This is a genomic window from Photobacterium aquimaris (assembly GCF_002954455.1).
Classification (GTDB): Bacteria; Pseudomonadota; Gammaproteobacteria; order Enterobacterales; family Vibrionaceae; genus Photobacterium; species Photobacterium aquimaris.
Window position 1 is genome coordinate 1718309 of sequence record NZ_MSCC01000001.1, and the last position, 25455, is coordinate 1743763.

Annotated in this window: 18 protein-coding genes; 7 read left to right on the forward strand and 11 right to left on the reverse strand. The window is 39.6% G+C overall.

Going from position 1 to position 25455, the window contains the following annotated elements:
- The first annotated feature begins 136 nt into the window (after positions 1-136).
- Positions 137-1117, forward strand: coding sequence for an alcohol dehydrogenase catalytic domain-containing protein (locus tag BTN98_RS07555; protein ID WP_061000124.1), 981 nt, complete (start codon positions 137-139; stop codon positions 1115-1117).
- 89 nt (positions 1118-1206) lie between these two features.
- Here the strand turns inward: BTN98_RS07555 and helD are convergent, their stop codons facing one another.
- Complete coding sequence (gene helD / locus BTN98_RS07560; RefSeq protein WP_061000120.1) at positions 1207-3288, reverse strand: DNA helicase IV; 2082 nt, start codon at positions 3286-3288, stop codon at positions 1207-1209.
- A gap of 312 nt (positions 3289-3600) precedes the next feature.
- On the opposite strand from helD, the gene yccS reads away from it, so the two are divergent.
- Positions 3601-5784 (forward strand): YccS family putative transporter, encoded by a 2184-nt coding sequence (gene yccS / locus BTN98_RS07565; protein WP_061000118.1) that lies wholly within the window; start codon positions 3601-3603, stop codon positions 5782-5784.
- 86 nt (positions 5785-5870) lie between these two features.
- Here yccS and BTN98_RS20475 read toward each other — a convergent pair whose 3' ends face one another.
- On the reverse strand, positions 5871-6062 hold the full coding sequence (locus BTN98_RS20475) for a hypothetical protein (RefSeq protein WP_146107008.1): 192 nt from the start codon (positions 6060-6062) through the stop codon (positions 5871-5873).
- Between the two features lie 189 nt (positions 6063-6251).
- On the reverse strand, positions 6252-7424 hold the full coding sequence (gene torC, locus BTN98_RS07575; RefSeq protein ID WP_061000114.1) for a pentaheme c-type cytochrome TorC: 1173 nt from the start codon (positions 7422-7424) through the stop codon (positions 6252-6254).
- 575 nt (positions 7425-7999) lie between these two features.
- Here torC and BTN98_RS07580 point away from each other — a divergent pair.
- A complete protein-coding gene (locus BTN98_RS07580; RefSeq protein WP_061000112.1) occupies positions 8000-10639 on the forward strand; it encodes a molybdopterin-dependent oxidoreductase in 2640 nt (879 codons plus the stop codon).
- Between the two features lie 100 nt (positions 10640-10739).
- Here BTN98_RS07580 and BTN98_RS07585 read toward each other — a convergent pair whose 3' ends face one another.
- Positions 10740-12986, reverse strand: a complete 2247-nt coding sequence (locus BTN98_RS07585; RefSeq protein WP_061000148.1) for a peptidase U32 family protein — start codon at positions 12984-12986, stop codon at positions 10740-10742.
- 241 nt (positions 12987-13227) lie between these two features.
- On the opposite strand from BTN98_RS07585, the gene BTN98_RS07590 reads away from it, so the two are divergent.
- The 3 genes from BTN98_RS07590 to BTN98_RS07600 all read left to right on the forward strand — a co-directional run bounded on the left by BTN98_RS07590 (position 13228) and on the right by BTN98_RS07600 (position 15828).
- Entirely contained in the window at positions 13228-13416 is a 189-nt protein-coding gene (locus BTN98_RS07590; protein ID WP_061000109.1) for a hypothetical protein, read from the forward strand.
- Between the two features lie 292 nt (positions 13417-13708).
- On the forward strand, positions 13709-14359 hold the full coding sequence (locus BTN98_RS07595; RefSeq protein WP_061000106.1) for a LysE family translocator: 651 nt from the start codon (positions 13709-13711) through the stop codon (positions 14357-14359).
- A gap of 302 nt (positions 14360-14661) precedes the next feature.
- Entirely contained in the window at positions 14662-15828 is a 1167-nt protein-coding gene (locus tag BTN98_RS07600; RefSeq protein ID WP_061000102.1) for a Card1-like endonuclease domain-containing protein, read from the forward strand.
- Positions 15829-15927: 99 nt separating this feature from the next.
- Here the strand turns inward: BTN98_RS07600 and BTN98_RS07605 are convergent, their stop codons facing one another.
- The 6 genes from BTN98_RS07605 to BTN98_RS07630 all read right to left on the reverse strand — a co-directional run bounded on the left by BTN98_RS07605 (position 15928) and on the right by BTN98_RS07630 (position 23540).
- Positions 15928-16158, reverse strand: a complete 231-nt coding sequence (locus BTN98_RS07605; RefSeq protein ID WP_061000099.1) for a hypothetical protein — start codon at positions 16156-16158, stop codon at positions 15928-15930.
- A gap of 253 nt (positions 16159-16411) precedes the next feature.
- The gene (gene udp / locus BTN98_RS07610; protein ID WP_061000097.1) at positions 16412-17179 is read right to left on the reverse strand and encodes a uridine phosphorylase; all 768 of its coding nucleotides are present in this window, start codon (positions 17177-17179) and stop codon (positions 16412-16414) included.
- Between the two features lie 386 nt (positions 17180-17565).
- On the reverse strand, positions 17566-20121 hold the full coding sequence (locus BTN98_RS07615; RefSeq protein WP_061000095.1) for a zinc/cadmium/mercury/lead-transporting ATPase: 2556 nt from the start codon (positions 20119-20121) through the stop codon (positions 17566-17568).
- 155 nt (positions 20122-20276) lie between these two features.
- A complete protein-coding gene (locus BTN98_RS07620) occupies positions 20277-20750 on the reverse strand; it encodes a response regulator (protein ID WP_061000092.1) in 474 nt (157 codons plus the stop codon).
- Positions 20751-20762: 12 nt separating this feature from the next.
- Positions 20763-22088 carry an ATP-binding protein gene (locus BTN98_RS07625; RefSeq protein ID WP_061000090.1) on the reverse strand — a complete coding sequence of 442 codons (1326 nt, stop codon included), beginning with the start codon at positions 22086-22088 and terminating at the stop codon, positions 20763-20765.
- A gap of 36 nt (positions 22089-22124) precedes the next feature.
- On the reverse strand, positions 22125-23540 hold the full coding sequence (locus BTN98_RS07630) for an SLC13 family permease (RefSeq protein ID WP_061000089.1): 1416 nt from the start codon (positions 23538-23540) through the stop codon (positions 22125-22127).
- Positions 23541-23609: 69 nt separating this feature from the next.
- On the opposite strand from BTN98_RS07630, the gene BTN98_RS20300 reads away from it, so the two are divergent.
- A complete protein-coding gene (locus BTN98_RS20300; protein WP_156451844.1) occupies positions 23610-23747 on the forward strand; it encodes a hypothetical protein in 138 nt (45 codons plus the stop codon).
- A 119-nt stretch (positions 23748-23866) separates the two neighbouring features.
- Here BTN98_RS20300 and BTN98_RS07635 read toward each other — a convergent pair whose 3' ends face one another.
- Positions 23867-25306: an MATE family efflux transporter gene (locus BTN98_RS07635; protein ID WP_231730728.1), complete on the reverse strand. Its 1440-nt coding sequence runs from the start codon at positions 25304-25306 to the stop codon at positions 23867-23869.
- Positions 25307-25455 lie beyond the last annotated feature (149 nt).

The following is a 25455-nucleotide window of genomic DNA, read 5'->3' on the forward strand; positions in this document are numbered from 1 at the left end:
TCGGCCTTATAATCAATGAAATCACTAAGCCTTCGCTAATACCGAAGGCTTTTTATTATCATGATTTAGACAATATATTTAAGCCAAAATGAACAATTGATTATATGGTTATAAGTAGTCTAATAAGGAGTCGCCTATGAAAGCTTGGATGTTACAACAACCAGATGGGCTGCAAGCCTTATCACTGACAACAGCGACTAAACCTATTCCTGCCGCTGATGAAATTTGTGTAAAAGTTGCAGCAGTAGGCCTCAATCCAATTGATTACAAACTCACCGAATGGGGTTATGCAACATGGAATTACCCCCAAATAATAGGCCTTGATGTTGCTGGTAATATTGATAGTGTCGGCGCCAATGTTCACCAATTTAAAATTAACGATAGAGTGATGTTCTTTGCCGATCCTCGCTCTGCCGGTGGTTTTGCTGAATATGTATGTGTAAAAGCTATCGCAGTGAGTCGTATTCCATTAACACTCTCATTTACTGATGCAGCCGCCTTACCCTGCGCAGCTTATAGTGCTTGGATAGCGGTACACGATAAATTACAAGTTGAAGCAGGCCAACATATTGCTATCACCGGAGCGGGAGGCGGTGTCGGTGGCTTTGCAGCACAATTAGCCAAACTTGCAGGCGCGCATGTTTACGCTATTGCTGAACGACAACATCACCCTCGACTACTTAGCTATGGTATTGATGCTGTTATCAGTCCTCAACAAAACGTTGCCCTTGAGCTGATAAACCGGACCGAAGATAGACTATTACACGGCGTTATTGACTGTATATCTGCGCAATCAGGTAGCATAATGAGCGCGCTAATTCGTTATAACGGTCATATCGTCATGATCGCCAATCAATTTGATCAAGTGCCGTTACTTGCGACAACCAAAGCATTAAGCATTCATGAAGTCGCATTACAGGGCACCTATGCTCATGGTACGCCAGAGCATATCAGTCACCTTGCTGATATTGGCAATAATATAAGTAATTTAGTCGCCGATGGACACTTATCAAGTATGGTTGAAAAGATAGTCCCTTTTGACAAACTCGTACAGGCACTGACTGAATTAAAAAAACAAACCCATTCAGGAAAAATAGTGGTGCATATCAGCACATAGCATCAAATTTTTAATAAAAAAAGCCCCACTATTAGTTATCACTATCATAAATGACATTTAATAGCGGAGCTTTATTTTATCAACCGTGTTTATTTAGTACGTTTAATTTTATTATTAACCGGGTACTTATCTTCAATTAATTCATTAATAAACGGTGATGTTTTATCTGGATTAGCACACACCCACACGTGCTTTTTCGCTCGTGTTAAAGCCACATAAAATAAGCGTCTTTCTTCCGCATCATTATAGGTTTCAGTACGCGATTGCATAATTGCCGCTAAACCTGTTTCACGATCCGGTGATGGGAAAATCCCCTTATTAACATCAACAATAAACACATAATCAGCCTCACGCCCTTTACTGGAATGGCATGTCATGTATTTCAAGTTAAGCTGCGGCCATTGTGTTTTCCAAGTTTCAAATTTCTCAGGTTTCTGCTTATTGTTTCGACCAAGAATCAACACAGTCGTGGTCTTATTCTCATAATGTTTACTTAGACGAATTAACTCTTGTGGTAATAAATCAGTTGCTAATAAAGTGACCGCTTTCTTACTCTGCTTAGTAAAACTGGTTAATTGCTTCTTAATTTGACTTGGATTTTGTTGAATAAAGACATTAGCCACTTCACCAATCATGCTATTAAAGCGATATGTTGTTGAAAGCTCACTAATATTACTATTGCCAAAACGGCCTTCAAAATCAGTGGTTAAATTAACGTCAGCCCCTGCAAAGTGATAAATAGCTTGCCAATCATCTCCAACAGCAAATAACGTTGGTGTCGTATGACCCGTCACTTTCTGATGGCATAACGCTTCAACTAACGCTAATCGTTGTGGTGAAATATCTTGGTACTCATCAACCATAATATAACGCCACGGCGAGACAAACTTACCTGTTTTAACATACTCGGTAGCGACCTCAATCATACTATTAAAGTCTATTTGCTTTTTCACTTTTAAGTGTTGTAAATAGGCTTGATAACATGGCCATAATAACGTTAACTCACTTTTCATTCGTGGTCGCATTGCTGGATTATTATTATTTACAATCGCCTCAAGCAACGCTTCTTTTTTCATGCCCGACTGACCAAGCAACTCAATATGACGCCATATCCAAGCCTGTAATTGTTCATTTTCAGCTTGTTGTTCCATTGAGTTTTCTTTACTAAATCCAGGTACTCGCCATTGAGTAAGATGACGTTGCCATTTACTGGCTGCTGTTGAGTTATTCCATTGCTCAATTAACATCCTTGCCACCCATGCACTACGGGCACGTACATCTAATGTAATAGAAGCTACGTTGGGTTTATCATGTTCAACATCACGAATAATCTGTGAACCAAGGCTATGGAAAGTGGCAACTTTAACCCGATCACTGACCTTTTGCTTTAGTCTATCAGTCATCTCTTCGGCTGCTTTACGCCCAAACGATAACATCAAAATATCTTCTGGCACTGCTGCCTGACTAGCAATAAGATAACCAGCACGAGCAACTAATACACTGGTTTTTCCCGTACCTGCTCCCGCTAATACCAAATTATAGTCTTGGTTAATCAGAGCAGCTCTACGTTGCGATTCATTTAATGGCGATTTCTCAAAGCTATCAAACCATGAGCCCCATTTCTGTGATTGCTGAACTAACCATTGTTGATTATGCTCTTCAACCCATGCCTGATGTTCACCCAACCAAGGGGAGATTGTTTCAAAACTACGGGGTCTAAACGTTGCAGCAAGCTCAGGGCTTAGATCTGAATCTTGTAAGACATCATTAAGAAACTGATGTAATTCATGATGTTCAGAATGACGCAAGTAGCCTGATTTATTTGAAAACAATGCAATTCGTTGCAGCATTTCAGGCAACATTGCATCTAGTTTATCAACTCGGTTTTGTGCCCAATCCTGATAACTACGGACTAAAAATGCAGCGAAAGATTTACATTCGTGCCAAGGCAAGCCATGAACTGTCCAACAGTATTGTTGGTTAGAAGACGTCAGCTCAAGCGCACCCCATAATACACCGCGATGGATTTCAACTGACCCATCCCAGTCATCAAAACTGATAACATCAGACGTGGTCTGACTATCTAATACCAAGCTATTACCGTCTAAAGCGATACTGTAATAATCACCTTGAACTAACCATTGTGCTAGTCGACTGGCACTTAATTGCATTGTGATTCCACCAATTGTTCCATGCTTTAATTAGGCTGTAATACTCATTACTGGCCGGTAACCGAGTTACTCAACCTCGATTGAATCATTACTTGTCACCCGTTTATCGGGATAATGTCGCTTAGAATATCAATAACTCTCGTGTAGCCATAGTATTGAAACGTCTATTTGGTTAAATATTATTCCACGAAGTAACGTTAATTTTTTTGATCAGCAATAACTATATTTCTGTTATCTTTAGTGACGTTTTTATAACGTTAGAGAATTCTATCGTTTTCTCCATTCATTATTATCAGAAGATTGTTAATATCCATGCAAACTAAAGACTTACATGTAAACTTTCGCCACTACTGGGTCAATGATCGTATAAATTACTCTATTCGCGTGTTTATTGCTCTTGTTGGTGTTGTATTACCATGTTGGTACCTCAAGGCAAACCATGCTGTTACCCCTTTGGTACTTGGCATAATTGCTGCGGCGCTGGCAGAATCTGATGATAATTTAACCGGCCGCATTAAAGGCCTAGCCATTACTCTAATTTGTTTTTTGATTGCATCTCTTTCTATTGAAGTCTTATTTGACTACCCCATTTTCTTTGCAATCGGTCTATTTTGCTCAACATTTGGCTTTATTATGCTTGGTGCGATGGGGGCACGTTATGCCAGCATTGCCTTTGCTTCACTATTACTAGCGGTTTACACCATGCTTGGTGCCGATCATAGTGTGAACTTATGGTATCAACCAATGCTACTCCTTGGCGGCGCATTCTGGTATGGCTGTTTATCATTAACATGGCATATTTTGTGGCCTAACCAACCAGTACAACGAAGCCTTGCTAACGTCTTTAGTGAATGTGCTGATTACCTTGATCATAAAAGTCAGCTTTTTGAACCTGTCGCTGATTTAGTGCCTCAACCATTACGTTTAAAAGCAGCAAGCCAAAATGCGCGGGTGGTAAATGCCTTAAACATAGCCAAAGCTACCCTATTGCATCGTGCTCGCCGTGGACAACCCAATACTACAGGTGATCGTTTTTTGACCATTTATTTTATGGCACAAGATATTCATGAGCGTGCAAGCTCTTCACACTATCGCTATCAAGATCTCGCCGCCAACTTTAACCGCAGCGATGTTCTGTTCCGTTTTCAACGTTTATTACGCTCACAAGCTATTGCATGCCGTGATATTTCAACGGCGTTAGCAATGGGAAAATCTTATACCCACGATGAAAAGAGCCTCAAAGCATTAAACGAGCTGCAAGACTCACTGCAATATTTACATGATCAAAATAAGCCTGAGTGGAAGATGTTGCTGATCCAGCTTGATTTTCTATTTAATAACTTGGCAACTGTTGAACGTCAGCTAATGAATATCAATAACCCTGATGCCACGCATGTAGAAGAAGAAAATGATATCCAATTAGCTGATAACGAAGCCCATGGTGTTAAAGAGTTAGTAAAACGTATCAGTGCACAATGTAATACTGATTCGATGCTGTTTCGTCACGCTATTCGTATGGCGATTGCATTAACCGTCGGCTATGGGTGTATTCAAGTATTCGATTTGCAACGTGGTTACTGGATTTTGCTCACCACGCTATTTGTATGTCAGCCAAACTACAGTGCAACCCGCCAAAAATTACGCCAACGTGTGATAGGTACTATTGGCGGTATTTTAGCGGGTATTCCCCTGCTTTATTTATTTCCGGGACAAGAAGGTCAGTTAGTGCTGATGGTGGTGGCTGGTGTGCTGTTCTTCTCGTTTAGAATGGTTAAATACGGTTGGGCAACAGCGTTTATTACCTTGCTAGTACTGTTCTGTTTTAACCAACTAGGTGAAGGTTATGCGGTTATTCTGCCTCGTTTAGGCGATACCTTGATTGGCTGTTTACTGGCAGTATTAGCGGTAACCTTTATTCTGCCAGACTGGGAATCTAAGCGTTTACACAAGGCAATGTCTGGAGCAATTAATGCCAATAAAGATTACTTAGCACAAATTATTGGTCAGTACCGTATCGGTAAACGTGATAGCTTAAGTTACCGTATTTCACGCCGAGATGCCCACAATACTGATGCTCATTTAAATACGGCAATCAGTAATATGCTGGCAGAGCCTGAGCGTTACCAAATTGATGCGAATGAAAGTTTCCGTTTCTTAACCTTAAACCATGCAATGCTAAGTTATATTTCGGCATTAGGGGCTCACAGAACACAACTTGATGATGATAAGACTCACCAGTTAGTGTCAGAAGCACACCGCATTATTCACACTCACTTAGAATGTTTAGCGACGCAATTATCAGGTAACGCATGTCAAAGAGCGCCAGCGTTAGATGTCAATTTGGATCAGCGTTTAGGACAATGGCGAGATGAAGACTGCACCTCGGTACGTATGGTGTTACAGCAACTTCACTTGATCCACCGTATGTTACCTGAAATGCATAAATTGACAGATCAGCTTGCGCCTCAAGTGCAAAAACAAGAAGTGACTGCATAAGGTAAGTTAGCGAGATAAACCAAAGGACTGAATAGTGATATTCAGTCTTTTGTATATTCATCAATAAAAATTTAACCAATACTCTCTTACACTATGCTTTCAACTAAACAAGAAGCATTGGTTAATTCAATATAGTATTTATTATTTCTTGTTATCACTTCACCGCCACGCACTAGCTCATCTTTGACACCAATATTTTGATAAGATCGCGCATTTCCATCTCGTCCAGAGCCCAAAAGAATGTATGTTAACTTACTACACTGTTTAGCTTTATCCACATGCATTTTACGTTATTTTCTTTGTTGAGTTTGCATAAGGTTAAACTCATTTTTTTCATGGTAGATCCCTCACTAAATTACAGAGCATCACACTGTATAATACAAAAAAAAGGGAACCTGATTTCTCAGATCCCCTTTCGGTTCTTGACGTTGTGTTTAACGCAAGCTATCTATTTTTCAACGAGTGATTTACTCAGTTGCTTGCCCTGCCGCCGCAGGTGCATCTTTTGCGTTATCTTGTAGATACTTCAGCAAGGTACGCTCTTCGTCTTTATTCAGCATGTAGTACTGTTGCATCGCTTTCAGTCCTTGAACCCAACCATTTGCAGTTAAGTGTTTTGGATCTGGAATTGCGTGACACTGACCACAGCTCGCATCTAAGATCTCTTTACCGTAAGCCCAGATTGGTTTAATGCTTGCTAGCATATTACGTTGTGTGATCCATACTGATACTTGTAGTTGCTGCCATGTCTGACCATCTTCAGCTTTCACTGTATTTAGAATAGTTGCTGATTTTTGTAGATCGGCATTCAGTGATACGGTCTGAATCTGCTTCGCCATGTCTTGTACTAACATACCGGTTGTTGAACCTTGTTGCTGCCAACCAGTAATTTGTACTTTAAGCATGTCGCCACTTGTACCTAACACTTGCACTTCTGATGCAGGGTATAACTGACCTTGTTCATCGCCTGATGCAGAGTCAGTGGTATACAATTTCTTAGATGCTAATGTGTAAAGCGTTTTCGTTGCAGGCGCTTCACCAGAGTTAATTGTTAACTGTTTAAATGTTGCTTGGAAGTCATTATTAATATGTGGCAACTGGTGCGCAATACCTTTATGACATTCAATACAGTTCATATTTTTTGCTGCTGCGCCAGTCATGGCTGCTGCTGCTGCTGGCGATTGCTTCGCGTGATCCATTGCTGTGTATGAGTGACAACTCTTACATGTTGCTGAATTTGTTTCAGCCATCATACGCCACACATTTTGTGCTAGGCGTAAACGGTTCGCTTCAAACTTCGCTGGTGTATCAATATCTTTACTGATGAATTCGCTATAGATATCGCCCACACCGCCCAGTTTTGCTTTCATAAAAGCAATCGGGTTATTTTCTGGGATATGACAGTCACGACATTCAGCGCGCACGCCATAAGCATTCTTGTAGTGAATACTGGTTTTATATTCGTTATAGTTTTCTTTCATTGAGTGACATGAAGTACAAAACTCAGTAGTCGAACTAAACTTTATCGATTCGTGAAAGGTAAACACACCAGCTAATGTGATAATCACACAGACAACAGCAATCGCTAATACAGAATAGCGACTACTTGGCTTTACTAAAAAACGCCATAGCTTCTTCATGGATGGTCCAAAATGAATTAAACGTCAAAACAACGTTAAAAAAAATGTTAAGCACAAACTAACATTTGAATGTTAACAGGGCAATGGACGCTATTAATATATAAAAATATTAATATCACAATTGATCATAGTTGTTTCTGCAAAACGATACAAAAAAAAAATTAGTTAGTTCACTAATTATATTAATAACCTAAATAGTCTTTTACAATAATAAATACAATACACCATACGGCTTAAATCAAAAGATAAAATGCAATCATAACAACAAGATAGCAATATCTTTATGGTATATTATACTGTAAAATTTATACAGATAGTCGACTATCGAGAATAGTTATCAATTGTATTTTGATTATTGTGCTAACCATTTACTTATTTACATTGAACATTAAACATTAGCGTCTATTATGGTTTTTTGTGAAAACTTATTTTCCATTTAGCAACCTAATATATTTTGTATTTCCGTGTAGCCTATCAAGAAATACTAAAATAATAGATCACTATACCGTCTACTATTTAAGTTGTGCTTATGTTACTTAAATAGTTAATCATTCGGTTTGTCTCGGAATACAATCATGACCCTATCACGTCGTAATTTTTTAAAAGGTTCGGTAGCAACAGCCATAGCTGCTAACGGACTTACCCTTTTCCCTGCAGGGAAGGTATTTGCATCTGATACAATTACCATTCCATCTGCAACACACTATGGTCCTTTTAAAGCAGTCGTAAAAAGCGGAACATTAATTGGTGTTCAACCGATTAACGATGTTGACCCATTTCCAACAGAAATGTTAACAAAAGGTGTATTAAGCCGTACTTACAGCGATACACGTATTAAATATCCAATGGTACGTAAATCACTATTGGAAGATCCATTAGGCGATCACAATCCTCATCTTCGTGGTAAAGAACCTTTTGTCCGTGTCGATTGGGACACAGCGATTGCATTAACGGCTTTCTGTATCGCTCGTACAGTTGAGAAACACGGTAACGAGGCACTGTTTAGTTCTTCATACGGTGGTTGGTCACATTGTGGTGTTAACCGCCCTCAAACACTACAAGGTCGTTTCTTTAACCTTATTGGTGGTCAAAGTATTTGTGCGGGTGACTACTCTGCAGGAGCTTCAGAAGTTATCCTTCCACACGTCATCGGTGACATGGAAGTTTACTCTCCACAAACCGCATGGGAAATCGTTGAAAAAAATACTGAAGCGGTGCTATTTATTGGTTGTGACCCTTGGAAAACAAACCGTGTAGAATTCCGTGTAGCTGATCACTCAATGCAAAAACATTGGGAAGCGTTTAAGGCTAAAGGGATTAAGTTTATCTCTATTAACCCACAACAAACCCAAACAGATAAAGCCGTTGGTAGTGAAATGATCAATATCCGTCCTAATACGGATACTGCTCTATTTACTGCAATGTCTTATCACTTATATAAAACAGGCCAACACGATAAAGCGTACATTGATAAATATACCGTTGGCTTTGATAAATACCTTGCTTATTTAATTGGCGACGAAGACGGTGTTGCTAAAACACCAGAATGGGCCGAAGAAATTACAGGTTTACCAGCCGCGAAAATTAAAGAGCTTGCTGAATTATGTGTAACTAAACGTACACAAATTGCAGCTGGTTGGGCACTACAGCGTGCAGACCACGGTGAAATGATCCACTGGTCTATTATCAACTTTGCAGCCATTGCAGGTAAAATTGGTAAACCAGGTGAAGGTGCAGGCTTTAGTTGGCACTATGGTAACGGCGGCATGCCAGCATCTGGTAAGCGTATGCCTATCGGTTTATCACAAGGCCGTAACCCAATCACTAAAACATGTCCTGTGGTTATGGTTTCAGACATGCTGAAAAACCCAGGTAAAGCGTATACCCGTGATGGTTCAAACCTCACCTTGCCAAAAGCTAAACTTATCTACAACGCGGGTAATAACTTACTGTCTCACCAACAAGACACTAACGAGTTAATCAAGGCGCTGAACGATAATATTGATACCATCATTTGTCATGAACCTTGGTGGTGTGCAACAGCAAAATACTCTGATATCGTATTACCAACCACTACCACTCTTGAGCGTGATGATATTTCATCTGGCGGTACTTACAGCAACAACAAAATCTACGCAATGCGTCAGGTTATTGAGCCTGTAGGTGAAAGCTTAGATGACTACGAAATCTTCTCACGTCTTGCTTTCATGTTTAACGTACATAAAGAATTTACCGACGGTAAAACAATGTACCAACATGTTAAAGCTTCTTATGAAGCTTCTGATGCAACAGAAGATTTTAAAACATTCTGGCAAAATGGTATCACTCACGTATCAACACCTGATGCAGCAAATAACTTTGTTCGTCATGGTGATTTCTACGCAGATCCTGATAAAAACCCATTGCATACACCAAGTGGTAAAATCGAGCTTTACAGTGAAACACTGGCTGGATTTAAAGCGAAAGATTGCCCACCGATGCCACAATGGATTCCACCATTTGAATGGTTAGGTAATGCTAAAAAAGGTCAAGTTCACGTACTAAGTCCACACCCATGGATGCGTCTGCACTCACAAATGGCGAATGCTGATGTAAACAGCTATGAATCTGTTGATGGACGTCAAATCGTTCTTATTAACAAACAAGACGCTGAAGAACGTGGCGTGAAAGATGGCGATGTAGTTGAAGTATATAACGACCGCGGTACTCTGCTTGCTGGTGCGCGTATCACTGATGAAGCAATGCCTGGCGTTATCTACATTCACGAAGGTGCATGGCTACAACTTGATAGCAAAGGCCGTTGTAACTCAGGTTCAATCAACATGCTAACAAGTAGTCAACCAACCAGTGGTCTAGCACAAGCAACCAGTGCTAATACTTGTTTGGCTTACTTTAAGAAATGTACTGATGCGGAAACACCAAACCAAGCTTACATGCCGCCTAAGATTGTGAAATCAGACTTTAAAGTTGATATCTGGTCATTACAATTAGGTAAGCGCCTGAAAGCTGTAGCCGCAGAACAAGGTCCTGCTCAGTCACCGGGTGAGAAGTTATTCTACGGTAGCTGTACTCTTTGTCACGCAGCACCGCACCCTAGCGACTTCACTTACAAGCAGTGGAAAGGTATTACTAATAGTATGTTCCCACGCGCAGGTCTAAACGAAAAAGATCGCAAGCTGGTACTTGATTTCCTAAAAGACAACGCTAAAAAGTAATTAATAGTTCGCTATTAGTTAGCTAACAAAAAACCCCGCAGAATATATGTTCTGCGGGGCTTTTTTATTGTAAAAGCTTACTTATTGTTCAACGAACTTATTACAAGCCTTTGGTGTACTGATTACAAGTATGACCAATAATAACGGCTTCAATTTCACTACGTGCAAGTTCATTATTACCCGCAATATACTGATTAAATAATGTCGTCAATTCCGCTTTTGATACTGTCAGTTGGGTATCGGTTTTAATATCGCGTAAATCCACCATAAAGCCAGTAAACTTATTCTGAACCTCAGCCACTATATCCAAGTTTAAAAAGTTCTCAGGGTTATATAGCGCATTATGATCTCCTCGCTGTTTATCCACCACAAATGATGCTTCAGTAAGATTAATGATCGATGCAGACTTATCACATTTACGTAAGCATTTATCGTCAAAACGCTTCTTTTTACAGCCAACGGTTTGATGGAATAAACATTGACGGCTCATTAACAGCATCATTGGATGATAAATACTGTAATAAACCTCAAATCCAGTCGGTACTGTTATTGGTTTGATCTGAGAACGTTTGATCTCATTTGAAATAAACGCCCCGACACAACCAAACTCCTGCTGTAAACATTCAAGACTCAAACCATTACTGATGTTCATCTGTGGGCCAGCTATCCACGCCAAACCTAATTGATGTGCAGCATAACCGACACCACTATTGTTAGTCACAATACGTGATGGCTTTACTTGCTCTAGGAACGTCACTGCTGCTTGGTAATTATCACCAATCAAAATTGCTGGGAACCAAGGGATCAAATGTGGATTTTGTTGGAACAGAGCAACTAACTTTAGCCCTTCCATTGCCATCGCTTCAGGCAATTGATAATACACTGCAGTATTTGGCTGACTAACTGCGTCAATATCAGCAGGATTAGCAATCAATACAGATAACGACGGTGTCAGTGATGGTTGTGGCACTCGCACAGCTTTTGGTAATTCAAACGGCTCCACCAGCGGCTGATTGCCATTTAATACACACGTAATCTGATCGCGCATTATCGTTAGTTCTTTAAACGGCACCACTACATTATTTGCTAACTGGGTTAAATTCATCGGTGTTAGCAAGTATTCGCCGTTATTTAAGCTACGGAAACGTTTTTCAAAGCAATCACTATCAAGCACCGTATTCTCAGACTGTCGTAATAACGATGTTGATGCTACTTCAAACTGCTGTAATGGCGTTGTTACGCGAATAATCAGTGGTTGTCCTACCTGACCAATAATCGTCAACTCTAAGGCTAATAAGCTAATATCTAAATCAGCAATTCGCTCTTCCACAGTTTGAATAATAGTAGTCTTATCATCATATAACTTTTGCTTAACCGCTTGAATTTCTGTCTCAGATTTAGCATCAGCAATCTGTGCAAAGTGATCAACAGAGTTATCTCGAGGATTATCAATAAACATCGCTTTATTGATATCACCCATTAAATATGAGTTTGAAAAATCACGGTTAAATACAGTATATAACTCACGCGTATCTGCCAATAATGGCTTCTGCTTGCAATAATTATCTAACTGACGACTCCAATTATCCACCACGGTATACACATAGTGAGATTTTTTAATCCGCCCTTCGACCTTTAATGAATATACGCCAGCATCTGCCAGGGCTTCTAAATTTGAAAATGCTGAATTGTCTTTCATATTAAGCGGGTAATCTTTTCCCGCCGCGGTTGTCTGATATTGATCACGACAAGGCTGACTACAACGACCACGGTTACCTGAATTACCATTTTTAGCCGAACTTATATAGCACAAGCCTGAAAAGCCAATACAATATGAACCATGCACAAACACTTCCATCAGTACGTTATGCTGATGACCAAACTGCGCTAAATGTTTTATTTCTTTAATATTAAGTTCACGCGATAAATTTACACGGCTAGCGTTAAGCTGCCCCATAAATAAAATCTGACCTTCATTATGACTATTAACTTGAGTAGATGCATGAACATCAAGCGTTGGAAAATGCTGCTTGATTAAGTGAAATAGCCCTAAGTCTTGTAAAATAACACCATCAATTTTAGTGTTGACCAACTTATTTAGCAGTCGAATAACCGCTGGAATTTCACTTTCTAAAATCATGATATTAAGCGTAAGAAAGATCTTACAATCACGTTGATGCGCTACGCGAACAATACCGTTTAAATCTTCAAACGTAATATTGGTTGCACGATTACGGGCGTTAAAATTATCTAGGCCACAATAAATAGCATCCGCACCTGCGACAATTGCCGCTTTAATCGACTCTATATCGCCACCCGGAGCTAATAGCTCAAAATTACTTCTCATCGCGTTATGACCCATTTATAACCGTGCCTTAAAAAAACGTACTCATCTTGTGAGTGGCTATTCTACCTGTGAGGGCGATTAAGTCCAATTTTGGGAGATAAATCACAGCCTGCAATAGGCCTTAATTACTTTTTATCTGCAAACAATTTATTCAAATATTCCTTCTTTGAATAAATATCGATACTATGAGTCCATTAATATATTTTACTGATTCATCGTGATAATAAGGATAAAAACAATAATGACGACTCAACCACAACTGACAGAAGCACAGAAATCAGCCATTGAAGAAATGGTTATTAACCGCGTTAATGCAATGAACAATGATGCCGTTTTATGTGAAGCGATTGATAATAAAGTCCACAGCATGGAAGAACATTTAAAAGCTTACTTTCATGAGCGATTTCATTTCCACCGCAATAAAGCATAATAAAAACCAGACAAAAAATTTTTAAAAACAGGCACTAACTGATCATTACATTTGAGCTTTAATAGCACTTGTTAATGATCAGTTTTTTATTTCGCTACATATTGCTGACCTTTGTTGTTCTAAAACCCCGTACTCATACCAATCAGCCTACCTTCAAATAACCAAAAACAGACAATTAATACACAAGAACATCACAATGAAGCAAAAAACACCAGCTATTGTTTATAAGCCATAGAATGAAACTGTTTATTGTGTAAAATATAGTCTTCTGCACTCCAACTTTGTTTTTACCATGATTGATTTAAATATATTACCGCTTTACCTCACTGCCGTGATCGCCTTATTGCTTATTCCTGGACCAGACATGTTACTCATTGCGAGTTCAAGTTTAACTTACGGTCGAAAAGTCGGTATTTATGCAAGCTTAGGTAACGCTACCTCAGGTATTTTATTAACAATTTTAGCCGCTCTGGGTGTATCTGCACTGATTGCAATGAATCCAATCGCATTGCATGTTTTACGTTTAGTCGGTGGCGCTTATTTATTAAAAATGGGCTGGGACTGTATGCGTACTCATCCTGATGACGCACCTCAAGAACTAGAACATTGCAATAAAATGGCATCAACGCTATATCGCCGCGCGGTGTTTACTAATTTACTCAACCCAAAAGCACTGATTTTCTTTGTACTGTTTTTACCACAGTTTGTTTCTACGCACGTAGCGACATCGTCTGGCGAGCAAATGCTAGTACTTGGACTATTGTTAAATGTTTTAGGGTTATTATTTAATCTATTTTTAGTAACGACTATCGGTGTATTTGGACAATCATTATTAAAGAATGAAAAATTCCGCAATAACCAACATAAATTCATGGGATTAATATTCTTTGTTCTTGCTATTTGGTTATTAGCGTCACAACTACCGACACCACCAAGTATGTAAGTTATTATTGATAACTATGTTTCCAACAAAAAATGCCATTAATTGCAGTGGCATTTTTATAAAATACGTTATATATCTAAAAAAAAATGACTAAAAATAGGGTATTAGAGGAAATAAATGAATAGGTAACAAGCTAAATTTATATGAGAATAATTAGTCTATAAAATTTGACTTGAATTTCACACTAAAAAACCTCATATACATACCTTATAGATGTGCTGCGCACGCTTACCTTTTCATTTCTTTTATTTAATGCGCACCACAATATTACGCCCAATATGTTGGGCGCATTAAGGATTATTATGATTACTCACGTTGGCATTATTGATCAGGATCCAGTCCGTCTGATCACTCCATTATTAGACGAAGCAGTACCTGCAGATAAAATGGTGTTTATTGGTACTGAACAACAACAAAAACAATACGATCGCCTCGCTTCTATTTTGATTCCACGAAACATTATTGTTGAATTTTTCATCATTCCCGACATTATCAATGTCACCCAAATTCGACAACGCCTTAACCAACTAGCTGACCAATTAAAACAAGACAGCCGCGATGTATGGTTCAATGCAAGTTGTGGTTTACGTCACCGCTTATTGTCTGCTTATGAAGTCTTCCGCTCTTTCCATTGGCCTATCTACGTCATAGAACCTTTCAGTGATGAAATGTGTTGGTTATTCCCTAATGACCGAGAACAACAACAAGTTCAAGATCGTATTCAAATTACTGACTATTTAACAATCTTTGGTGCTCGCTGTGAGTTATCTGATAATCCAATGCCAGAATCGCTTAACGACCAGTTATGGGAATTAGGTCAACGTTGGGCGAGTTCTGCATTAGAATTAGGCCCAGGCTTAGCAACACTTAATTACCTTGCAACAACATGCCGTAAAGAACAAATATTGCATGTTGAGCTCAGTGAAAAACAGCAAGGCTATAAAGAACTCGGTACATTACTGACAGATTTAGAAGAAACAGGTCTGGCGACATACCATGATGGTATTTTGACATTTAAGCATGAAGAAGCACGTCGATTTGCTAATGGCGAGTGGCTAGAAAGTCTGGTTCATAGCACTGTTCGCGCTATTCAAAATAAACTGCCAACCATTCAAGATCACTCTTTAGGTGTGCAAGTTTATCGTAAAATTGGTGAGCGTGAAGTACGAAATGAACTTGATGTAGCAACCATCGTTAACAATAAGCTTCATATCATTGAGTGTAAAACTAAAGGTATGCGTGATGATGGTGATGATACGTTATACAAGCTAGAATCATTACGAGATCTGCTTGGTGGTTTACAAGCACGCGCAATGCTTGTCAGTTTCCGTCCTTTACGTCATCACGATTTAGTCCGCGCACAAGATTTAGGCTTAGCGATTATTGGTCCTGATCAACTTGGTGATCTATATACTCACCTTTATGATTGGCTTAAAGGTGCCGGCGGCGAAGCACATAATCCAGCGTAATAAATTGTTATAAAAAGAACTGTGATCAAAAAAGGCCTTCTTGAAAGGCCTTTTATTTAAATCAAATATTAATTCTCGCTTGATGCTGTTTAATACCACTTATCCAAGTCGATTAAACACAATCCCAGCAGCTTGTGGTTTCTGCGAGTGATGTTGACCGTCATCTAATACTAAAGTAACCGTCGTCGTGTTCTCACCCACTGTTGCAATAATATCTCTTACAACAAACACATCACCTAAATAAGCAATTTTCATCTGTAATACAGGAGAAATAGGCAATGCCACAGTATCTTGATGTCCATTCGGAAAGGTAATTTTATAATCAATCATATCTATAATTTCACTCAGTAAAACGAAGAACTATTCTACATTAAATAAAAATGAATGGTTAAATTCCTAACTAATTAATATATTTATAATTAATAATGGCAGTGGCTATTTTCTGTTATTAATTGTTCACATTCAACATTATAACATCCACGTTACGAATAAAATTAAAACGAAAAAAACCGACACTTCATAATAAGCATCGGTTTTTTAGAGTCTATATCTGTACTATTAATTACATTTAGTACGTATATATTTATTTAGTAAGCATCTGACGCGCAGCTTCAACAACAATTTTAATTGAACGAGCTTCAGTTTCTTTTAGTGTTGCGTGATCAGGGATTTCTTTTTGAGTACGGTTAATGATAACACCCGCAACACAACCTGCACGTAAACCAGAACTTGCACACATAGTTAATAGTGTTGCAGATTCCATTTCAAAGTTAAGTACACCCATTTCCTGCCACTCTTTCATCGAGCCTTGGAAACGACGTACAACACGGCCAGAGAATGTGTCGTAACGCTCTTGACCTGGGTAGAAAGTATCACTAGAAGCGGTTACACCTGTGTGTACAGTCGCACCAGCATCATCACATGCTTGCTTCATCGCTGTCGCGACAGTGAAATCAGCAACTGCTGGGAATTCCATTGGTGCAAAGTGAAGACTTGCGCCATCAAGACGAACAGAACCTGTAGTTACAATCATATCACCAGGATTGATATTAGGTTGAATAGCGCCAGTTGTACCAACACGTAAGAAAGTCGTCACACCAAGTTGTGCTAATTCTTCAACTGCGATAGAAGTTGAAGGACCGCCAATACCCGTAGAACAAATGACTACAGGCTTACCATCTAGTTGCGCACGGTATACGGTGTATTCACGTGCACTTGATAAGAACTCAGGGTTTTCCATTAGGTTGGCAATTTTTTCTACACGAGCAGGATCACCAGGGATAATCGCTAATTCAGCGCCATTTAGATCGGCTTTATTAACACCTAGGTGGAACACTTTATTGTCAGACATAATGATACCCTTTAAATTTAACCGCTCTGTTGTAGGCACAGAGATGGATAATTATCGTTAATTTTTATTATTTGACAGCAAACGTAATACGCAACATAACAACAACGTCTGTCAAAAACTATTGTAACGATAACGGAAGCTGAAACTGTTTTTAGTGAGTTAAATCACATTAAATGAAAGCAATGAAATTTTTCGTTACAAATTAACAAGATCTAGATCACAGTAAAACGTTTTCCTATCGACCTCATCACAAAAATTTAGCAACGTTCGCCTAACGTTTAGCTTGTCGATTACACGACCAATTAACGATACAATAAAAAAGCAGAATAGTGTTTACCTATTCTGCTTATCATTATTATGCTAATTATTGTCGTCGATGGATCCCGTTATTGCTTTGGCTTAAAACGCAATAATCGCAGCGCATTTAATGTTACCAAAGCGGTGGCACCGCTATCAGCTAACACCGCAACCCATAGCCCTGTCACACCAAGTAAAGTAGTCACTAAGAATACTCCTTTAAGACCTAATGCCAGACCGATATTCTGACGAATATTATTTAAGGTCGCTCGCGATAATTCAATCATTACCGGTAATTCAGCTAAACGGTTATGAGTAATGGCAGCGTCGGCAGTTTCAAGTGCGACATCAGTACCGCCCCCCATTGCAATACCAATGGTTGCGGTTTTCATTGCTGGCGCGTCATTAATACCATCACCAATCATCGCCACACTCTGTACGTCATTCAACTTACGAATTTCAGAGACTTTGTCAGCCGGTAATAAACTTGCGCGGTAATCAATATTGATTTCTTTCGCAATCGCTGCTGCTGCACGCGCATTATCGCCAGTAAGCATCACCGATTTAATGCCTAACTTATTTAGCTTTTCAATCGCAATTAACGCATCGTCACGTAAATTATCACGCCACGCTACTAAACCAACAGGTTGTAAATTACGAACAGCAACCACTAAGGTTTTACCTTCATTTTCTAACGCTGTTGCTTGCTGCTGTTGCGCATCTGTTAGTACAATATCTTGTGGTAAACGATCAGCGGCACACAATAAGAACTTATCGCCTTCAGTTATACCTTGAATACCACGCCCGACTAAGGTTTCACGCTCAGTTGCTTCAACAACCACAAGCTGCTGTTGTTGAGCATGATTCACCACCGCTTTTGCCAGTGGGTGTAAAGAACCCGCTTCAATCGCTGCCGCTTGACGTAATAATTTATGGTCATCGTTATCCCAACAAATCATGTCGGTAACAACAGGCTTACCTTCCGTTAGCGTGCCCGTTTTATCAAACGCAACCACTTCAATATGACCCAGTTGTTCTAACGCAGCACCACCTTTAATCAACGCACCACGACGTGCCGCTGCCGCTAAACCAGATGTAATTGCCGCAGGTGTTGAAATAACTAATGCACACGGACAAGCAATTAATAATAATGCTAAGCCCTTATAAATCCATTCATCCCAAGATTGACCAAACACCAATGGCGGAATCACAACCACTAATGCTGCTAATAAAATCATACTTGGTGTGTACCAGCGACTAAATTTATCAAGAAAACGTTCAAGAGGTGCTTTACGAGATTCAGCATCTTCAATCATATGTAATATACGATCGATCGCATTATCACCTTGAGCTGAAATAATAGTTAAGCGCACCACTTTATCAGAGGCCATGCTACCGGCCATGACTTTTTCACCAGGAGTACGTTCAACAGGAACAGATTCACCTGTTAATGCACTTTCATCAAAACTAGCTATAACATCAAGTACTTGACCATCAGCAGGTAAACGCTCACCCGGCACAACTTCAATCACATCACCCGGTTTTAATTCAGCAGCAGCCCGTTTGGTTTTCGTTCCATCAGCTAAAATAACAGTTGCTTCTTCTGGCACTAAATCCATTAATGCTTTTACACCACTACGTGCACGTGAAGCTGCATAACCTTCAAGCTGCTCACCGATTAAGAACAGTAGAATCACCATTGCGGCTTCTGCTGTTTCACCAAGATATAACGCCCCGATAGCAGCAACAGACATTAATGTTTCAATCGAAAACGGTGTGCCAGATCTCGCTAAAACAACCGCTTTTTTCAATATAGGGAATAAACCGACAATTGTCGTCAACGTAAAGGCTAATAGCCCAGCTTCAGCTGAAACAGTTTTATTTAATATAAAAGAAATCACCATCATCAATGCGATAATAATCACTGATAAATGCTGAATTAAAAAAGATTGGGTCGGTAAGTCGGCAGTTTTCGTGGTTGTAGAAACTAATGTAAAACCCGTTTGTTTAGATTTATTTTCTATTTCAGATTTTAGCGTTTCGACATCTGCTTGTTGATTATCATGAATATTAACAATCAATTTTTCAGTGGCAAACATCACCTTAGCTGTATCGACTGCAGGTAGTGATATTACGGCTTTTTCAAGTTTAGCGGCACAGCTAGGACAATCCATGCCTAACACTTTCCAGCTAAATGTTTTGCCGTGAGCATTATTGGTTAGAGAAGCTTCTAACGCTAATTCTTGTTGTTTACTCATGGTAGGTGCTGAACAACAGTGGCCACTATGAACATGCTCGCTATGATCATGTTTATGTATACCGTTATTATCAGCAGCTTGATGGTTATTTTTTACAACTGTGGTATTACTACTAGCTACATGAGCACCAGTAATGGTAAAGCTTGGTTTTTTAGTGACACTATGAACAGCATCATTGGCCGATGTTGAGCAACAACCACTTACCGCGGGACCTTCAGTATCGTTATCACCATACCCTTCTGAGTCTTTATTGGTAGAGCAACACTCAGAGGTAACGCTTGAGCAACACTCCGTCGTCGCGGCAACAACAGTAACGGTCGCTTTATTAGCAACCGTTGATTTGGTTGTATGGATATGATCTTTTTTATTATGACATTGAGCACACATCATCGTTCTCCTTGGGTGCTATGAGATTTTACTACTGATCACTATAAACCTTTGAGTTAAGTCCAAGGTCAAGATAAATAGTGATAATTCACCACTTTTAAGTGATAATAATTATCATCAGCAAGTAAGCATATTTTTACACCCGCAGAGTTTAATTAGTGTAAACGCCTTAAAACTGTTGTGTTATCAATCACATCCCCCCATAGGGTATAATCTAGCCCCATGTCAAAAATGTATTCTGTCACTAATGTTCGCACACAGTTCACCAGCACTTCTGCATCCCATGGCTTTTCAAAATAACTTTCAATACGTGCCTGATTGATAGCTGCAATAGTATCTTGATGGGTCGCTTGACCGGTTAATAACACCTTCTTAGTATGAATAAAGCGGCTATCATTGGCGACTGCCGTTAATAATTCGACTCCACTTTTACCCGGCATCACGTGATCTGAAATAACCACCCCAATAAACTGACCTTCAGCATCCAGTTCATCCATTAAGGCTAATGCTTCATCCGCAGACTCACAATCCTCCAATAAAAAAGAAGGTTCAAATAGTGCTAAGTCTTTTAATACTGCACTTAGCACTTCACGTTGATCGTCAACGCAAATAATCGTAATTTTTTCCATAATAACCGTCCTTTACGTTATCGGTAATTTGATTCTAAATGTTGTGCGCTGATGATCACTTTTCACAGCAATCGTACCGCCATAGCTATTCACAATACGTTGCACTATTGCCAACCCCAGCCCTAACCCAAACGATAATCCGCCTTTTTTAGTACTAAAATTAGGATTGAAAATTTTACGTCGCGTCACTTCATCAATCATTGGGCCATTATTAGTAATAGTGACTAATAACTTGTTTTTAACACTTCGAGTAACAATTTCAATTTGAGGTGCTGGCGTATGTTCCATTGCATCGCAAGCATTCTTGATCAGATTAACCCACACTTGTACTAACTCAGTCACACTTGCAGTCAACGGTGGTAAAATAGCGGGACGTAATACCACTTCTACGTAACGCAAATTACTTTGCAATAGAGACAATGACTTATGCAATGTGTCATTAATATCAATATCAGGAATACGTGCATGATCACCGCCCCCTAATTGCTTCACCGAACGCACAATACTGGCAGCATGTCGCGCAGCGAGTCGAATATCACGTAAATCACGGCCGCTATCCCAACAATTTAACGCAGCATCAATATCATCGAGCCAATTAGCGGGTACGTCGCCTTCTGGCAATGCACGCGCAAGGGTTCGAGCTTGTTCTCGTGTCAAACGGTATTGCTGCTGTAAGACTTTGGTGCGCTCACGAACTTGCGCTGAACTGATGGTTTGTCCGTGAGTGATCCCATGTTGTAAAAACGGGGTCAATTGCGGCTGATTATCCTCAACAAATAAACTTATCACCGTTTGTATTTTTTCCGTTTTACTACTGATAACACCAATCGCATTATTAAGTTCATGCGCAATACCAGCCGCTAACTGACCTAAGGTTGTCATTTGTTCTGTAGCATAGAGCTTTTGCAGGGCTTTTTCTTTTTCTAACGCCGCAATGCCCGTTAGCATTTGACGCGTTGCCAATTCATGCACCATGACGGGCATGAATTGCTCGGCTAATGATCCGTAATGCTCAGGTTCAACCGCTTGAGTGGATAAATCAATCCACGCAATTTCACTGTCTTTTTCGGCCACTACGGTGGTTGACGCTACTAATGTTTGCGCAAAGAAACTATGGACACCAAAAAACATCCCTTCTTTAACCACAAACACTTGAGCGCTCAAACCATTTTCTTTACTTTTTAAATAGCCAGATAACTCGCCTTTTTTAACCCAATATAGACGGTCGTTATAACCTTCTTGACGCAAAACTTCAGTGCCCGCAACAACCGCAATCGTCGTCGCAGGATCTTGAAAGTAGGTATCAATTATCCGTCTAAGTGCTTTAGGTTGATTCATGGCATCATCCTTTATTTAGTATTTAGTGTTAACTGATTAAATATGACCGATCAGCTGTAAGCCCCAAATCATCACAAAACTCAATGCAACACCTACCACACCAACTACTATGCCAACCCGTGCCATTTGATTACTCTCAACATGACCCGTTGCATGTGCTAATGCATTCGGTGGTGTACTTATTGGTAATGACATACCGAGTGATGCCGCAAAAGTAACCACTAAAATTAGCGTCACTTCACCACCTAGTGGTGTTAATGACACCATTGATGTACCCAATGCCGCCATAATTGGCATTAATAAGTTAGCGGTTGCAGTATGAGACATAAAATTCGCCATCAATAAACACAGCATTGCCGCACCCAATAACACCACATACGGTGAGAACGCATCAAATGGAATACTGTGCACCATTAACTTGGCTAAGCCGGTTTTATCTAACGCTAAACCAAGTGCAATACCACCAGACACTAACCATAAAACATCCCAAGATATTTTCTTAAGATCTTCTTTATTGATGATGCCGGTTAAAGAGAAAATAGCTACAGGGATCAACGCCACGGTATAAGAGTTCATGCCGTGCATAGAACCCATCAACCACAACAGAATAGTCACAGCAAAAGTCACATACACAGTAATTGCTTTTGGCGTTTTAAGAAATTTACCTTGAATGGTCAGTTCAATAGATGCTTGCGTGGCAGGATAAAGTTTATTGATCAACCACCATGCAAATACCAGTAATACCGCCACGAACGGTACACCAAAGAACATCCACTCACCAAAGGTGATCAGGTTTTCACCGGTAAGGTATTTTAGTGCAATCGCATTTGGTGGCGTACCTATTGGCGTACCTATACCACCAATATTAGCCGCAACAGGAATACATAATGCAAAGGCTATTTTTCCGGGATCTTTTGCTCCAAATAGAGTAATAACAGGCGCTAAAATAGATAACATCATGGCTGTCGTTGCAGTGTTTGACATAAACATCGAGAAAATAGCAGTGATCAACATTAAACCAAACATCACATATTTAGGTTGATGCCCAAACGGTTTTAATAACACTCGTGCTAAGTTGACATCTAATCGGTATTTCGTCGCCGCCATCGCTAAGAAAAAACCACCTAAAAACAGCATAATAATAGGACTAGCAAAGGTCGCCATTATCTCGCTATAACTCATTAAGTTACCAAAATGAGGTTGTCCTTGATCAAGCCTAAATAAATACAGGCTTTTATCTGACAGTAATAATAATTCCAGCACAATAATAACAACGGACGTTGCATAAATGGGAATAGGCTCCATCACCCAACACAATGCTGCTAATAAAAAAATAGCAATAACACGTTGCTGAATCACCGTTAACCCTTCAATAGGGAAAGCCGATGCTGGTAATAACAAAACAATTAATGGGATCAGAATAGGTATGATATAGCGAAGATTTTGACGCATAGAACATTATTCCCTTAAACAATAAATACGCCATCACCTTTATTTTCCTTAAACTAAAGGTGAAGTGAAGTGGCTAAACTAACATTGGTTGCTGGTGGTCAATTGCAAGAATCGCAACGCTCCCACTCAGACAAATGGTTGTCAGTATTATTATTGTCTCTGGCTATGGGGCTTTTTTCATCATCTCAGATCAATAAAATCGCTTAAATAATCGCTACTTAGATAAAATAGCGATCATGAATCGACAAAAAATTGTCGCTTAACTATTAGTGAACATTGATAGCGTGACAAAAATCACAAAAATAAATATCACTCAATATGAACTATTAATCGAATTTTTTCGACGACGTTATATTATTACTAGGTTCCATTTCAGTCGCCAACGTTTCTTCCAACACATCTTCTGTCCCCATATAGGTGCGTGAAGAACAAAATGGTGCAACAGGAACTGATGGCGTAAGAATTTCATTACTCTGCAATGGCTGTTGTTCATGAGCAAGACCCATTTTCTTAACTTGATAAATAACCAAACTAAAACCAATAATACCAAACACCACCGAGCCCACTGCTTGTCCAATCAATACACCACTCGCTCCTGCAATATGTCCACCAATAAGAACAAATGGAATCGTACCTAACGTCGCTTTACCCATATTCAACACAGTTGACCATGTCGGACGATTAAGGTTATTAAATGCGGCATTAGCAACAAATAATGCGCCGTTAAAGATAAAAGTAATTGCAATAAAGCTACAGAATACACCTACAATTTCAGCGGCATCACCAGTAAGGCTAAACATTGCGATCAATAAGTCTTGTCCAAACCACAAGATAATCGATACAGTCACACAATACACTGCGGTAAATAGCATTGCATCACGTAATATTTGATTAATTCTATCCCAACGTTCACCACCGAAGTTTTGGCCGATAATAGGCCCGACAGCGCCTGATAGTGAAAAGACCAAAGCAAAACATACCGGCATGATACGACCAATAACAGCATATCCGGCGACAAAACTCTCACCAAACTGGGCAATATTACTGGTAACAACAGCATTACCAATTGGGGTCGCGGTATTAGTTAATATCGCTGGAAGAGCAATTTTAGCCACCGTCGGTAACGCTAATTTGAAACTGCTTAAATCAGGTTTAGCAACTAATCGATGTTTATATACCACGGCATATAAAGAAAAACACATAACAGCTAATCGCGCAAAAACAGAGGCAATTGCTGCCCCTTGCATGCCCATTGATAATCCAAAAATAAATAATGGATCCAATACTGCATTTACACCACCGCCAATTAATGTTGCGACCATAGAGCTTCGAGCATCACCCACGCCTCGCAATGCAGCGCCAGCAGACATAGAAACCGCAATCAAAGGAGCACTGGGTAATAAAATCACTAAATATTGAGTCGCGGCTTTGGCTACTGCGCCTTTAGCACCAATCAAATTCAATAATAATGGTAGCTGCCATAGCATTAGACCAACCACAATAGCACTAATTAATACTGCAAAAATCATCACGTTACTGGCCATCATTCGCGCCAAATGACGATCATTTTTACCTAAAGCACGCGATACTAATGCACCTGCAGCAATGGATGTACCGATAGAAATAGAGGTAGAAAAAAAGACTAGGGTTCCGGCAAAACCAATCGCGGCAGCAAGTTCTATTTGCCCCAACATACTAATGAAAAACATATCGAGTAAATCGACTAAAAACAATGCCATTAAACCAATAGCACCGGTGCCTGACATAACAATAATATGTCGCATCGTCGAACCGGTTAAGAATTTGGCTTGATTATTGTCAGTGGTGTTTTTTTTGTTCACAGAGTCTCCAAACAAACATTACCATGCCATTAAAAACGCACATGATAACCCAAAATAAAGGCGCTCAAGGCGCC